General features: G+C 72.5%; 12 protein-coding genes. 10 read left to right on the top strand and 2 right to left on the bottom strand.

Features of this window, described 5'->3' with window-relative positions:
• Position 1 precedes the first annotated feature (1 nt).
• On the top strand, positions 2-508 hold the full coding sequence (locus ACIBAG_RS36965) for an RNA polymerase sigma factor (protein WP_399111402.1): 507 nt from the start codon (positions 2-4) through the stop codon (positions 506-508).
• 45 nt (positions 509-553) lie between these two features.
• Entirely contained in the window at positions 554-1,051 is a 498-nt protein-coding gene (locus ACIBAG_RS36960) for a GNAT family N-acetyltransferase (protein ID WP_399111400.1), read from the top strand.
• Here ACIBAG_RS36960 and ACIBAG_RS36955 read toward each other — a convergent pair.
• Complete coding sequence (locus ACIBAG_RS36955) at positions 1,041-1,409, bottom strand: hypothetical protein (protein WP_399111610.1); 369 nt, start codon at positions 1,407-1,409, stop codon at positions 1,041-1,043. The two genes, ACIBAG_RS36960 and ACIBAG_RS36955, sit on opposite strands and share 11 nt — an antisense overlap.
• Before the next feature lie 49 nt (positions 1,410-1,458).
• Positions 1,459-1,818: a hypothetical protein gene (locus ACIBAG_RS36950; protein ID WP_399111398.1), complete on the bottom strand. Its 360-nt coding sequence runs from the start codon at positions 1,816-1,818 to the stop codon at positions 1,459-1,461.
• Between the two features lie 69 nt (positions 1,819-1,887).
• Between ACIBAG_RS36950 and ACIBAG_RS36945 the strand changes: the two genes are divergently transcribed.
• The 8 genes from ACIBAG_RS36945 to cobA all read left to right on the top strand — a co-directional run bounded on the left by ACIBAG_RS36945 (position 1,888) and on the right by cobA (position 14,067).
• The gene (locus tag ACIBAG_RS36945; protein ID WP_399111396.1) at positions 1,888-2,535 is read left to right on the top strand and encodes an HAD-IA family hydrolase; all 648 of its coding nucleotides are present in this window, start codon (positions 1,888-1,890) and stop codon (positions 2,533-2,535) included.
• Positions 2,536-2,921: 386 nt separating this feature from the next.
• Positions 2,922-3,959, top strand: coding sequence for a methionine ABC transporter ATP-binding protein (locus ACIBAG_RS36940; protein ID WP_399111394.1), 1,038 nt, complete (start codon positions 2,922-2,924; stop codon positions 3,957-3,959).
• A complete protein-coding gene (locus tag ACIBAG_RS36935; RefSeq protein ID WP_399111392.1) occupies positions 3,956-4,681 on the top strand; it encodes a methionine ABC transporter permease in 726 nt (241 codons plus the stop codon). Before ACIBAG_RS36940 ends, ACIBAG_RS36935 begins: the two co-directional genes overlap by 4 nt.
• Before the next feature lie 74 nt (positions 4,682-4,755).
• Complete coding sequence (locus ACIBAG_RS36930; protein WP_399111390.1) at positions 4,756-5,592, top strand: MetQ/NlpA family ABC transporter substrate-binding protein; 837 nt, start codon at positions 4,756-4,758, stop codon at positions 5,590-5,592.
• Between the two features lie 142 nt (positions 5,593-5,734).
• Complete coding sequence (locus tag ACIBAG_RS36925; RefSeq protein WP_399111388.1) at positions 5,735-6,367, top strand: GNAT family N-acetyltransferase; 633 nt, start codon at positions 5,735-5,737, stop codon at positions 6,365-6,367.
• A 75-nt stretch (positions 6,368-6,442) separates the two neighbouring features.
• The gene (cbiE, locus tag ACIBAG_RS36920) at positions 6,443-7,654 is read left to right on the top strand and encodes a precorrin-6y C5,15-methyltransferase (decarboxylating) subunit CbiE (protein WP_399111386.1); all 1,212 of its coding nucleotides are present in this window, start codon (positions 6,443-6,445) and stop codon (positions 7,652-7,654) included.
• A gap of 369 nt (positions 7,655-8,023) precedes the next feature.
• The gene (gene cobT / locus ACIBAG_RS36915) at positions 8,024-12,589 is read left to right on the top strand and encodes a nicotinate-nucleotide--dimethylbenzimidazole phosphoribosyltransferase (protein ID WP_399111384.1); all 4,566 of its coding nucleotides are present in this window, start codon (positions 8,024-8,026) and stop codon (positions 12,587-12,589) included.
• A 245-nt stretch (positions 12,590-12,834) separates the two neighbouring features.
• The gene (cobA, locus tag ACIBAG_RS36910) at positions 12,835-14,067 is read left to right on the top strand and encodes a uroporphyrinogen-III C-methyltransferase (protein WP_399111382.1); all 1,233 of its coding nucleotides are present in this window, start codon (positions 12,835-12,837) and stop codon (positions 14,065-14,067) included.
• Positions 14,068-14,129 lie beyond the last annotated feature (62 nt).

Below are 14,129 nucleotides of genomic sequence, written 5' to 3'. Positions count from 1 at the left end.
TATGACGCACGACCTGGTTGCCGCGTTGCGCCCGTTGCTCACCGCCGAGGCCTCGGCCGAGGCACACGCCACCGGAGCGGAGGCGGGCGACCTGGAGCAGGCGGTCTGGCTCCGCCTTCTCGAACGTCTCGACTCGCACGGCCCGCCCGCGGACCCGCCGGGCTGGCTGCGCAGAGCCGTTCGCTCCGAGGCGCGCCGAAGCCGCCGTACGACGCGGCTCGAACGGCCGTATGAGAACGAGCCCGCGGACGAGAGCGCCGGCGATCCGGAACACCTCGCCCTCGCGGCCGCCCGCCGGCGAGCCCTGCGTGAAGCGGTCCGCCGCCTCCCCGGCCGCTGCCCCCGCCTCGTGGAGGCGCTGCTCTCCCCGAACGACCCGACATACCGGGAGATCGCGGGGGAGTTGGGTATCTCACAGGGCAGTCTTGGTCCGGAACGTTCCAGATGCCTGGGATGTCTGCGTCGTTTGCTCACACCGGAGGTTGCGGCCCGCGGAGCGCGGGGATAGGAGTGAGGAACGACAGGCGATCAGGTGAGCGGGAGGCGTGCGCACATGGGCATGAGCGTGACCATCTCGGCGGCGACCGAGCAGGACGCGGAGCAGATCTTCAGGCTGCAGTACCTGTGCTTCCAGAGCGAGGCGGCGCTCTACGGCAATTACCGCATCGACCCGCTCGTCCAAACCCTGGACTCGGTTCGCGCGGAGGTCGCCGCGGACTGTGTCTTCGTGGCGCGGCTCGGCGAGGAGGTCGTCGGCTCGGTCCGCGGCAGTGTCACCGCGGACGGTGCCGCCGCCATCGGCAAGCTCTGCGTCCACCCCCGCCTCCAGGGCCACGGCATCGGCGCGAGGCTGCTGCGCGCGGCGGAAGCGGCCCTGGCCGAGCAGCGCGGCGCCAAGAGGTTCCGCCTGGAAGCGGGCCACCGCAGCGAGGGCAACCTCCGGCTGTACCGCAAGGTGGGCTACGAGGCGGTGGGTACGTCGAAGGGCGCGGACGGCGTACCGATGATCGTGCTGGAGAAGCCCGCGGAGGCGTACGCCACTACTGCCTGACGGCTCGTGCCTTGCGCAGCCAGTACATGGCCGACAAGGGCAGCAGCACGGGGATGAACAGATACCCCATGCCGTAGTCGGACCAGACGGTCGCGTCGGGGAACGCCGAGGGCTCCACCAGCGTCCAGGTACCGACGACCAGAACACCCGCGAGTTCGGCGGCGCAGCACACCAGCGCCGCCTTCCGGGCCGTTTCGCCGCCCCTGACCAGGGTGTACGTGATGAAGCCGTAGACGAGACCGGCGAGTGCCGACAGCGAATACGCCAGCGGCGCCCGGTCGAACTCCGTCGCGATCTGGTACGCCGATCGCGACACGGCCCCGACCACCATCACGCCGTACAACCAGACGAGCAGCATCCCCGGCCCGCTGATCAGCCGGGCCGGCTTGTCCTCCGTCACGGCCACCTCAGCCTCCCCAGATGTCGAAGAGCCGTACCTCGAGGACGGCCAGCACCACACCGCCGGCGGCGACCGTCACCGAGCCCCACTTGGTCCGCTCGGCCAGCGACATGAACCCCGCGGCGGGGACACACGCGAACGCGCCCAGCAGGTACGCCACGAAGATCGTCGTGCCCTGCTCCGGGTCCTCGCCCCGCGCCAGCAGCACGATCCCGGCCACCAACTGCACCAGGGCCAGCACCGTCACCACGGCCATCCCGATGAAGTGCCAGTCCTTCGTCGGCTGGTCACGGTACGCCGCCCAGCCGCACCACGCGGCGAGCAGCAGCGCGGCGACCCCGGTCACCAGCGTCAGGGCATCAAACATGCGGCGAGCCTATTACGGCCCAAAAGGGCTGGTGCGGCCGCCCCCGGCGGGCACCGTAGGGTCGAGGACATGAAGATCCGTGCACAGGCCCTCCTGTTCGACAACGACGGCACCCTCGTCTCCTCCCTCGACTCCGTGGACCGCTGCTGGGCGGGCTGGGCCGAGGAGTACGGCATCACGGAGGAGTTCGGCAGGGTCGAGCTGCACGGACGTCCGGCCGTCGAGATAGTCGCCGAGCTGCTCCCCGCCGACGTCGTGCCGCAGGCCCTCGCCCGGATCGAGACCCTGGAGGTCGAGGACGTGCCGAACGGCGGCGTGCACCTGCTGCCCGGCACCAAGGAGTTGCTCGGCTCGCTGCCCGCCGACCGCTGGGCCGTCGTCACCTCGGCCACCCGCCGCCTGGCCGAGGCCCGGCTCGACGCGGTCGGGATCCTCCCCAAGACGATGGTCACCGCCGACGACATCAGGCGCGGCAAGCCCGACCCCGAGCCCTACCTGCTCGCCGCCCGCGAACTGGGCGTCGACCCGGCCCGGTGCGTGGTCTTCGAGGACGCACCCGCCGGTCTCGCGGCCGGTCGCGCCGCCGGCATGACCACCGTGGCGTTGACCACAACCCACCAGGCTCACGAGCTCGACGCCGACCTCGTCGTGCCGGACCTGTCGGCCTTGTCCGCGCTGGTCAGGGGCGGGGGAGTGGAGATCTCCGTCCGCGTCTGAAATCCGTCCGCCGACTGTCCACCGCTGTCCAGCATGCGGACAGCGGCGGCCGGTAAGGACCGTAGGTCTGGTTTACTGATCGCATGACCACGACGAGCTGCCGCACCGCTGCGACCGAGGCGACCATGACGCCCGGTGCTCGTTGTATGTGTCGAATGTGCGCCTTCTAGAGGGCCCCCGCACCACCTGAGCCTCGCGCCCCGAAGCGAGAGCCCGCTCATGTCCACGCACTGCTTGCGTGACTGAGTCCCGCCCCGCGCACACGATTCTCCCCGGTTCCCCCGCACTCGCGAGAACCGTGCTGCGCTTCCGGCTGCCTTCGACCATGAAATGCCCCGTGCCCGGCGCCCACGACGCGCCGCGCACTCGACAGTGACGGAATCCCAGTGATCACCACATCGGGCCTGACCAAGGTCTACCGCTCGCGCGGCCGCGAGGTCACCGCCCTCGACGGCGTCGATCTGCACGTCCGCGAAGGCGAGGTGTACGGCGTCATCGGCCAGTCCGGCGCCGGCAAGTCCTCGCTCATCCGCTGCGTCAACCTGCTGGAGCGCCCCACCTCCGGGACGGTGACCGTCGCCGGACAGGACCTCACCGCCCTCGCCGGCCGCGGCCCCCGGGCCGGCAAGGAGCTCCGGCGCGCGCGCAGCCGTATCGGCATGGTCTTCCAGCACTTCAACCTGCTGTCCTCGCGCACGGTCCAGGACAACGTCGAGCTGCCGCTGGAGATCCTCGGCATCTCAGGCAGGGAACGCTCCCGCAAGGCGCTCGAACTGCTCGACCTGGTGGGCCTCGCGGACAAGGCCAAGGCCTACCCCGCCCAGCTCTCCGGCGGCCAGAAGCAGCGCGTCGGCATCGCCCGCGCCCTGGCCGGCGACCCCAAGGTGCTGCTCTCCGACGAGGCCACCAGCGCCCTCGACCCGGAGACCACCCGCTCCATCCTCCAGCTGCTGCGCGACCTGAACCGGCAACTGGGCCTGACCGTGCTGCTCATCACGCACGAGATGGACGTCGTGAAGTCGATCTGCGACTCCGCCGCGCTCATGGAGCGGGGTCGTATCGTCGAGTCGGGCACGGTCAGCGAGCTGCTCGCGACCCCCGGCTCCGAACTGGCCTCGGCGCTCTTCCCATTGGGCGGCGAGGCGTCCGCCGACGACCGCACGGTCGTCGACGTGACCTTCCAGGGCGAGGCCGCGACCCAGCCGGTCATCTCCCAGCTCTCCCGTACCTACAACATCGACATATCGATCCTCGGCGCCGCCATCGACACCGTCGGCGGACTCCAGGTCGGCCGGATGCGCATCGAACTGCCCGGCCGCTACGAGGACAACGTCGTGCCGATCGGGTTCCTGCGCGAACAGGGCCTCCACATCGACGTACTGGGCCAGGAGCCCGTTCTGCTGAAGGAAGGTGCCCGGCCGTGACCTGGTCCGAGATGCAGCCGCTGCTGTCCCAGGCCTGTTGGGACACCCTCTACATGGTCGGCTGGTCCACCCTCATCGCCGTCGTCGGCGGCCTCCCGCTCGGCATCCTCCTCGTCCTCACCGACCGGGGCGGCCTGCTCCAGAACGTGCTGGCCAACAAGGTCATCGGGCAGATAGTGAACGTCGCCCGGTCGATGCCGTTCATCATCCTGATGGTCGCGCTGATGAGCTTCACGCGCTGGGTCACCGGGACGACCATCGGCCGCGAGGCCGCCATCGTGCCGCTCGCCATCGGCGCGATCCCGTTCTTCGCCCGGCTCGTCGAGACGGCTGTCCGCGAAGTGGACGGCGGGCTCGTGGAGGCCGTGCAGTCGATGGGCGGCAACACCTGGACCGTCGTGCGCAAGGTCCTCGTACCCGAGTCCCTGCCGTCGGTCATCGCCAGCACCACGACCACGATCGTCGCCCTCATCGGCTACTCCGCCATGGCCGGCACGGTCGGCGCGGGCGGCCTCGGCGACATCGCCATCCGCTACGGCTACCAGCGCTTCGAGACCGAGTTGATGTGGCTCACCGTCGCGATCCTCGCCGTCGTCATCTCCCTCATCCAGTTCGCCGGCGACTACGCGGCCCGCTCCCTGCACCGCCGCGGCGGCCAGTCGGGTCCGGCGCCGAAGCTGCGGCTGCTGAAGGCGGCCACGGCGACGAGCAAGACCGTCTGACCCCCGGACGGGCACCCAGATCTCCCCGTAACACCACCACGGGGCTGCACCACCCATAAGGAAAGGCACTTTTCGTGCGTAACACCGCCAAGATCACCACTGCCGTCCTCGCCGCCGGAGCCCTCACCCTCGGGCTCACCGCTTGCGGCTCGGACAAGGACTCCGGTACCTCCGACGCGAGCGGCCCGCTGACCGTCGCCGCCACGCCCACCCCGCAGGGCGAGATCCTCACCTACATCAAGGACAACCTCGCGAAGAAGGCCGGCCTCGAACTCGAGGTCAAGGAGTTCACCGACTACGTGACGCCCAACACGGCCGTCCAGCAGGGTGAGGTCGACGCCAACTACTTCCAGCACCAGCCGTACCTGGACGACTTCAACAAGAAGAACGGCACCGACATCGTCGCCGTGCCGAACGCCACGGTGCACCTGGAGCCGCTCGGCGTGTACTCCCAGGGCGTCAAGAAGCTCACGGACCTCAAGAAGGGCGCCACGATCGCCCTGCCGAACGACACCACCAACGAGGCCCGCGCCCTGAAGCTGCTGGAAGCCAACGGCGTCATCAAGCTCAAGGCGGGCGCCGGCTACGAAGCGACCCCCAAGGACATCGCCGCCAACCCGAAGAACATCGAGTTCAAGGAGTTGGAGGCCGCCCAGCTGCCGCGCTCCCTCGGTGACGTCGACGCCGCCGTCATCAACGGCAACTACGCGCTGGAGGCCGACCTCAGCCCGGCCGAGAACGCCATCGCCGCCGAGTCGCCCGAGAACAACCCGTACGGCAACTTCCTCGCCGTGAAGAAGGGCAACGAGGACGACCCGCGCGTACGGAAGCTCGCCGAGCTGCTCACCTCGCCCGAGGTGAAGAAGTTCATCGAGGACGAGTACGACGGAGCGGTCGTCGCCGCCTTCTGACGGCGCGTATACGGCGTATCGCCACGCACGGGGTCCACTCCTTCACTTGGTGTGGACCCCGTGGTGCGGTTCAGTGCTTTCATGCTGCATGCTGGGCAGTTCAGCAGGCCCTGAAGGTTTTCCGAAGGTTACGGAGCGGCGCATGACTAGCACCTTCCCCAACATCTCCATCAGCACGGAGCGGTTGGTGCTGCGTCCCCTCGACGAGGACGACGTGCCCGCACTGGCCGAGATGATGAACGACGAGCAGGTCGGCGCCTGGACCGACGTCCCGCAGCCGTTCACCGAGGACGGCGCCCGCAGCTGGATCACCGAGTACGCCCCGACGGAGCGCGAGGCCGGCCGCGGACTGGACCTCGCCGTCACCGAGTTCCTCACCCAGCGCCTGGTCGGCGTCGTCCAGTTGACCAAGACGAACTGGCATGTGCGCGCCACCGAGCTCTCGTACATCATCGCCCCCTGGGCGCGTGGCGAGGGCTACGCCTCCGAGGCCGCGCTGGCCACCGCCCAATGGCTGTTCACCGACCAGAAGTTCGAGCGCGTCGAGCTGCGCACGGCCGCCGACAACACCGCCTCCCAGCAGGTCGCCCAGAAGATCGGTTGCATCAGTGAGGGCGTCCTGCGCAACGCGTGCATAGCGCGCGTCCGCGCGGAGGACGGTGCCTGGGCCGACGTACGCACCGACTTCATCGTGTGGAGCCTGCTGCCCGAGGACCTGGAGGGCGTCGGTGACCAGTCGGCCGGCGGTTTCACATCGTTCGGCGACTGGAACTGACACCGGGTACCCTCACGGAGCCCGCCCACGGGCAGCTCTGGCAACGACCTGCACAAACCCGGGAGACTGACGACGATGGCCGACCGCGTCACGGTGATCGGCTGGGACGGCTCGCCGCTGACCGCCGCGGCACGCTCCGCCCTCGGTGCCGCCACGCTGGTGGCCGGTGCCGCACACCATCTGGCGCTCCCCGAGGTGCCGCCCGCCGCAGAGCGCGTCCGTCTCGGCAGCACGGCCCTCGCCGCCCGCCGCATCGCCGGCCACCGGGGCACCGCGGTCGTCATCGCCGACGGTGACCCGGGCTTCTTCGGAGTCGTACGAACCCTGCGCGCGCCCGAGTTCGGCCTGGAGGTCGAGGTCGTCCCCGCCGTCTCCTCCGTCGCCGCCGCCTTCGCCCGGGCCGGCATGCCGTGGGACGACGCACAGGTGGTCGTCGCACACCGTCGCACCCTGCGACGCGCGGTGAATGTGTGCCGCGCCCACACCAAGGTCGCCGTCCTCACCTCACCCGGCGCCGGACCCGCCGAGCTCGGACTGCTCCTGGAGGGCGTCCACCGCACCTTCGTCATCTGCGAGGCGCTCGGCACCGAACGCGAGCAGGTCACCGTCGTCACCTCCGACAAGGCCGCCGACCACGCCTGGCGGGACCCGAATGTCGTCATCGTCATCGGCGGCCCGGCCGGCGCGGGGGAGTCCGGCGGCTGGATCGCCGGACGCGACCCGTCCGCCGCCCCGCGAGGCTGGACGCTGCCCGCCGAGTCCTACGGCGGCCTGATGGGCGAAGGCGAGCTGGAACCGCTGCGCACGGCCCAACTCGCCCGGCTCGGCCCGCGCGTCGGCGACCTCGTGTGGGACATCGGCTGCGGCAGCGGCGCCTTCGCCACCGAGGCCGCACGGGCCGGCGCCGCCGTCATCGCCGTCGACCGCGACCCACGGGCCTGCGAGCGCACCGAGGCCAACGCGCGCGCCTTCGGGGTCCAGCTGCAGATCGTCCAGGGCACCGCCCCACACGTCCTGGAGAACCTCCCCGAGCCGGACGTCGTACGCGTCGGCGGCGGGGGAGCCGCCGTCGTCTCCGCCGTCGCCGACCGGCGCCCGCAGCGCATCGTCACGCACGCCGCCACCCGCTACGACGCCGAACTCCTCGGCCGCGACCTGACCGAGCACGGCTACGACGTGGAGTGCGCGCTCCTGCAGTCCGTGGAGCTCGACACGCGGGCCTGGACGGAGCGGGAGCGCACGGTCGCGTTCCTGCTCAGCGGGGTTCTTCCCGACCGCGCGGTATGACCGAGTACCTGTCCCCGTGATCCTGTTGTCGTACCGCGCGCGGTAGGCTGGCCGATCGTTGTACCGCACTCGGTCGCCCGGCGCTTCGTCGGTCAATGTCCGGAAAAACACGCCCCGTTTGGGGTGTGTGTGGTACGGCGGAACCGGAGTACGCGCAACGTGGCGCAGTCCACAGCGGCCTGTCGCGGATCAACCTGTCGCGACGGCCGAATGGCCACGACAATGCCACTCAATGGCTTTGTCGCCTTTTTTGGGCGGGTCGTTCGTGCCGCTGGGCACGCACGCTCGTTCTTCACTGCGGGGGCGGTCGGTGCGCCGTTCCCGGGTGAGCTGGTCGTAGAAGCACTAACCGATGGGCGAGGGGTACGCATGACCGACACCGGCCAGGTCCCGGGCGAGGGACTGCCGGAGAGCGCAGGCATGGAGCAGCCGGGCGTCCACGCGGCGCACGGTGCGTACACCTACCTCTCCGAGACCACCGCCGAGGACGAAGACCTGCTGATGCCCGGCTCCCAGGGTGCCTGGGGCAACGAGGTCGCCCCGCCCGCGCCCGAGCCGGTGGTCGAAGCCGTGCACGAGCCGGACGCGCACCAGCTCTCCGGCCGCGACAGCGGCTCGGTCGACCTCAGCGCCGTCCGCGTGCCCGGCCCGACGGCCCCTTCGACGCCGATTCCCCCGATCACTCCGCGACGGCCCCTGCACCTCGGTCCGCCCATCCCCGACGCCTCCGCGAGCCCGGTCCGCTCCCTCGCCGACCGCGGCGCCGTCGGCGCCCCCGCACGCCACCCCGGCGCGACCGGCCCCGAGTACCTCGACGTCCCACAGCACCGCGAGGCGTCGGCCCCTCAGACGGCGACACCCTGGGGCGCACCGGCCCCCGTGCCGTCGAGCGCCGAGGCGCAAGCTGCCGAAACGGTTGTCCCCACCGGGCACCCGGTGGGCGCCGCGCAGGCGGTGGTGGCCCGGGTCGCCACGGAGGCCGTGGCCGCGGGAGGTGCTCCGCAGGGTACGGCGGATGCGGGACGGGTCGAGGCTTCGGACGGTTCGCAGGGTGCGGTGGGTGCGGCGCAGGTCGCGGCCTCCGTTGAGCCGCAGGGCGCCACGGACATCGCGCGGACCGCTGCTTCGGACGCGCCGCACAGTGCCGCAGTGGGTGTGGCGGTTCCGCAGGAGGGTGGGTACGACGGTCAGGCGCCGTCGGCCGGTGATCCCTCGCCGGTCGTCGGTGTCGAGCCGGGCGCGGAGGGCGGCCACGCTCCGGGAACGGAGTCGGCCGAGAGCGCCGGGGAGCCGGTCGGCGGTGCGCAGGTTCCGGTCGCCGGCGAGATGCCGGGCGGTGCGCAGGTTCCTGTCGTCGGCGAGATGCCGGGTGCCGAGGCGGCGCATGGCCAGGACGCCGGTCAGCCGGCGGCCGCGGATGATCCGAGCGTCGGGGCCGCTGTTGCGGCCGGAGCCGGTGATGCCGTGGCAGTCGGGGCCGACTCCGGTGCCGGTACGGCCGAGGCGGCCCCGTCCGACGCCGACGGCGGAGAGGCCCCGGTGAGCGGGGCACACCCGGATGCCGGGCAGGTGCCTGGCGTGGCCGGTGCCCCGGACGCCGTACAGGGCCCGGGAGTTGGCGGCGCCGAGGAGGGTCGGGGGGACGGGCCCGAGCAGGTTCCGGCAGCCGAAGTCCCCGTGACCGACGCGACCCCGACCAACGAGCCCCCCGTGGCCGGGGCCGGCGACGTTTCCGGCGGGACCGTGCCGGAGGGCGCGCCGACTGACGGGGGTGCTGCGGCTGACCCCGGGGACGTCGTCGAGACAGCCGCGCCCGAGGCTGTGCAGGCAGTCGCGGCGCCCGCCGTCGAGGGCGAGCAGGCCGATGCGGCGCCCGCCGAGGGTGAGGAGGCGCCCGCGGCCGCCGCCGTCCAAGGCGAGCAGGCCCTCGCGGCGCCCACCCCTGAAGCCGAGCAGGCCCTCGCCGCGTCCACCCCCGAAGCCGAGCCCGCCCCCGCAGCGCCCGCCCCGCAGGCGGCGCAGCCCGAGACGCCCGTCGTCGGCGCCGAGCAGATCCCCGGGGCTGCCCCCGCCGAGGCTGCCCAGGTCGTCGACACCGCGGCGCCCGAGGCTCTCGCCCAGGTCGGTGAGGAGCCCGTGCCCGAGGGCACGCCGGCCCCCGAGGCCGTCCCGGCGGTCGACGCTGCCCAGGTCCCGGCCGAAGGTGTCGTCCCCGCTCAGGGGCAGCCGGCCCCCGAAGCCACCCCCGACCCGACAGCCTTCGAAGCGGCGACGGCTCCCCAGCCCGCGGAAGTCGAGCAGGCGGGCCAGGCGCCACAGCCCGCGCACGCCGCCGCCGTCGTAACCCCCGACCCGACCCCGCACTCCGCGGACGCCGAGCAGGCCTCCCTGCAGCAGACGGCCCCGTCCGCCCCGGTCGCGGCACCCATGGTGGAGCCGAACCTCGCGCAGGCCCAGCAGCGGACCCAGCAGCCGGCCCAGGACGGCACACCGGCGGAGGCCGACGCGGCCGCCGCCGCACAGGCCGTGGCCGCGAGCGCGACCGCCCCCGAAGCGCAGGCCCACATCGCGGAACCAGCAGCCCAGACGCCGGCCGCCCAGCAGACGCCCGACATGCCCACCGAGCCGACCGAGTCCGCCGAGGCCCCTCAGCCGCTCGCCGCGGCCGCCGCCTCGGACGCCTCCACCCCCGACTCGGCCACCCCCGCCCCGGAGACCCTGGACTCGTCCGAGCCGCAGCCGTCCTCCACGGGCGTTGCTCCGGCCGAGGCCCCCGAGCCGTTCGTCGCGGAACCGGCCGGACCGCAGCTCCAGCCCGCGGCCCACTCCGTGCCGGCGCCCCAGGACGCCCAGGACCCGACCCAACCGCCCGTCGGACCCGCCGAGTTCGGCGGCGGCGGAGACACCACCGCCGTCCTCCCGGTCGGCGGCCACCTGGAGCCCACGCCCGACCAGCCCCTGGGCCAGTTCGTCCCCGTCGACGGCTCGGTGCCGACCACCCCGCACCTCGCGCCGACCCCGCCGCAGCCGATCGTGCTGCCCACGGAGGAGGCACCGGCCACCGTCGCCACGGTCCCCGCACCCCGTGAGGGCGATCCCGAACTCGTACAGCACGCGGAGGACCTGGACACCCGGGCCGCCGACCAGGAAGACCCTCAAGAAGAGAGCACGGCCGCAGTGGAAGAAGCACGTCAGTCCACCGGCCCCGCCGCGCCCGCCTACGACGACGCCGAGCGTGAGGCCGTACTCAAGGTCATGCGCGAGCGGCGCGACATCCGCAACGGCTTCCGCAGCGACCCGATCCCGCACGAGGTCCTGCTGCGCGTCCTGGAGGCCGCCCACACCGCGCCCTCCGTCGGCCACTCGCAGCCCTGGGACTTCGTCGTCATCCGCTCCGCCGACACCCGGCGCACTATGCACGAACTCGCCCAGCGCCAGCGCGAGGCGTACGCCAAGTCCCTCCCCAAGGGCCGGGCCAAGCAGTTCAAGGAACTGAAGATCGAGGCCATCCTCGACACCCCGGTGAACATCGTCGTCACCGCCGACCCGACCCGCGGCGGCCGCCACACCCTCGGCCGGCACACCCAGCCGCAGATGGCGCCGTACTCCGCCGCGCTGGCCGTCGAGAACCTCTGGCTCGCCGCCCGCGCCGAGGGCCTCGGCGTCGGCTGGGTCAGCTTCTTCGACGAGCGCGAGATGGTCCGCGCCCTCGGCCTGCCCGAGCACCTGGAGGTCATCGCCTACCTGTGCGTCGGATACGTCGACGAGTTCCCGGACGAGCCCGAGCTGATGCAGGCCGGCTGGTCCAAGCGCCGCCCGCTGTCCTGGGTCGTGCACGAGGAGACGTACGGCCGTCGCGCGCTGCCCGGCGAGGAGCCGCACGACCTGCTCGCGGAGACCGTCGCCCAGATCCGCCCGCTGGACGCCAAGGCGCTCGGCGAGGCCTGGGAGCGGCAGAAGCGCATGACCAAGCCGGCCGGTGCGCTCGGCATGCTGGAGATCATCTCCGCCCAGCTGTCCGGCCTGTCCCGGCAGTGCCCGCCGCCGATCCCGGAGCCCGCGGCCGTCGCGATCTTCGCCGGCGACCACGGCGTGCACGCCCAGGGCGTCACCCCCTGGCCGCAGGAGGTCACGGCCCAGATGGTCGCCAACTTCCTCGGCGGCGGCGCGGTCTGCAACGCCTTCGCCGGCCAGGTGGGCGCGGAGGTGTGCGTCGTGGACGTCGGCGTCGCGGCCGACCTCCCGGCCACCCCCGGCCTGCTGCCCCGCAAGGTCCGCGCGGGTACCTCCGACATGACGACCGGGCCGGCGATGACCCGCGAGGAGGCCAAGCAGGCCATCGAGGTCGGCATCGAAACCGCCCGTGATCTGGTGGCGGCGGGCAACAAGGCACTGCTCACGGGTGAGATGGGCATCGCCAACACGACGGCGTCTGCGGCCCTGATCTCCGTCTACACGGACACCGACCCGTCCGAGGTGACGGGCCGTGGCACCGGCATCAACGACGAGACGCTCGCCCGCAAGACCGAGGTCGTCCGTCGGGCCATCGAGCTCCACCAGCCCGACCCCGCCGACCCCATCGGCGTTCTGGCGGCGATCGGCGGCTTCGAGCACGCCGCGCTGGTCGGCCTTCTGCTGGGCGGCGCGTCCCTCCGCACGCCGGTGATCCTGGACGGCGTCAGCGCCGGCGCCGCCGCCCTGGTGGCCCGCGCGATCGCTCCCGAGGTCCTGGCCGCCTGCATCGCGGGCCACCGCAGCGCAGAGCCCGGCCACGTGGCCGCCCTCAACAAGCTGGGCCTGCGCCCTCTGGTCGACCTGGACCTGAGGCTGGGCGAGGGCACGGGGGCGCTGCTGGCCCTGCCGTTGGTGCAGAGCACGGCGCGGGCGATGCACGAGGTGGCGACGTTCGATTCGGCGGGGGTAACCGAGAAGTAGCGGTTGCCGTAGCGCGGGCGCGGGACTCCGGCACGACAGCGCAGGCCCCTGGCTTGATGTGCCGCGTGGCCGTCCGTGCGGCCGTGGGCAGTCGTTCCGCAGGGCGGAACGGATGGGCACGGCCCCACGCACCCGCACCCGGCAACGACGCTCAGCCTCCGGACACCTGAGCCGCCACACCTACCCGCCCCGTAAAATCCGCACGTCAGGGCCACTGCACCGCCGTACAGAGGAGCCGCACCCTCATGGCCGAAAACCCCGCCTACCCCGTAGGCCTCCGCCTCACCGGCCGTCGGGTCGTCGTCCTCGGCGGCGGCCAGGTGGCCCAGCGCCGCCTCCCGGCCCTCATCGCAGCGGGCGCCGACATCCTCCTCGTGTCCCCCGAGGCAACCCCCTCCGTGGAGGCAATGGCGGACGCGGGCGAGCTCACCTGGCAGAGGCGCCCGTACCAGGAAGGCGACCTCGCGGACGCCTGGTACGCCCTGATCGCGACCGGCGACAAGGAGGCGAACACGCGGGCCTCGGCCGAAGCGGAGCGCAACCGCGTCTGGTGCGTCCGCTCCGACGACGCCGACGCCGCCACCGCCTGGACCCCCGCGACGGGCCACAGCGAGGGCGTCACCATCGCCGTCCTCACCACCGACGCGCGCGGCCGCGACCCCCGCCACACCGCCGCCGTCCGCGACGCGGTCGTCGAGGGCCTCCGCGACGGCACGCTCGTCGCCCCGCACCACCGCACCCGCACCCCCGGCGTCGCCCTGGTCGGCGGCGGCCCCGGCGACCCCGATCTGATCACCGTGCGCGGCCGCCGCCTGCTCGCCGAGGCCGACGTCGTCATCACCGACCACCTGGGCCCGCGCGACCTGCTCGCCGAGCTCCCGCCGAGCGTCGAGGTGATCGACGCGGCGAAGCTGCCGTACGGCCGCTTCATGGCCCAGGAGGCCATCAACAACGCGCTGATCGAGCACGCCAAGCAGGGCAAGTCGGTCGTACGGCTCAAGGGCGGCGACCCCTTCGTCTACGGCCGTGGCATGGAGGAGGTCCAGGCGCTGGCCGAGGCCGGCATCCCGTGCACGGTCGTGCCCGGCATCTCCAGCTCGATCTCGGTGCCCGGCGCCGCCGGCATCCCGGTCACCCACCGGGGCGTCGCCCACGAGTTCACCGTGGTCAGCGGCCACATCGCGCCTGACGACGAGCGCTCCCTGGTCGACTGGCCGTCCCTCGCCAAGCTGACCGGCACGCTGGTGATCCTCATGGGCGTCGGCACGATCGGGAAGGTCGCCGAGACGCTCATCGCGCACGGCAAGTCCCCGGACACGCCCGTCGCCCTGGTCCAGGAGGGCACGACCGCCGCCCAGCGCAGGGTCGACGCCACCCTCGCCACGGCCGGCGAGACCGTGCTCACCCATGAGGTGAAGCCACCGGCGGTCATCGTCATCGGCGAGGTAGTGAAGGTCGGACCGAACCCTTCCGCGTGACCCCCTCGCGTAACCGCCGGTAACCCAATCGTGCCAAGCCGTTGGCACCACACCCAGGACAA

It is taken from the genome of Streptomyces sp. NPDC051243, assembly GCF_044455405.1.
Taxonomy (GTDB): domain Bacteria; phylum Actinomycetota; class Actinomycetes; order Streptomycetales; family Streptomycetaceae; genus Streptomyces.
This window is presented reverse-complemented; position numbering and strand designations above follow the sequence as displayed.

Excerpts from the sequence above, each read along its gene's own strand:
- ACIBAG_RS36965 (WP_399111402.1), top strand. The coding sequence starts at position 2 with ATGACGCACGACCTGGTTGCCGCGTTGCGCCCGTTGCTCACCGCCGAG.
- ACIBAG_RS36960 (WP_399111400.1), top strand. The coding sequence starts at position 554 with ATGGGCATGAGCGTGACCATCTCGGCGGCGACCGAGCAGGACGCGGAG.
- ACIBAG_RS36955 (WP_399111610.1), bottom strand. The coding sequence starts at position 1,409 with ATGCTGCTCGTCTGGTTGTACGGCGTGATGGTGGTCGGGGCCGTGTCG.
- ACIBAG_RS36950 (WP_399111398.1), bottom strand. The coding sequence starts at position 1,818 with ATGTTTGATGCCCTGACGCTGGTGACCGGGGTCGCCGCGCTGCTGCTC.
- ACIBAG_RS36945 (WP_399111396.1), top strand. The coding sequence starts at position 1,888 with ATGAAGATCCGTGCACAGGCCCTCCTGTTCGACAACGACGGCACCCTC.
- ACIBAG_RS36925 (WP_399111388.1), top strand. The coding sequence starts at position 5,735 with ATGACTAGCACCTTCCCCAACATCTCCATCAGCACGGAGCGGTTGGTG.
- cbiE (WP_399111386.1), top strand. The coding sequence starts at position 6,443 with ATGGCCGACCGCGTCACGGTGATCGGCTGGGACGGCTCGCCGCTGACC.
- cobT (WP_399111384.1), top strand. The coding sequence starts at position 8,024 with ATGACCGACACCGGCCAGGTCCCGGGCGAGGGACTGCCGGAGAGCGCA.
- cobA (WP_399111382.1), top strand. The coding sequence starts at position 12,835 with ATGGCCGAAAACCCCGCCTACCCCGTAGGCCTCCGCCTCACCGGCCGT.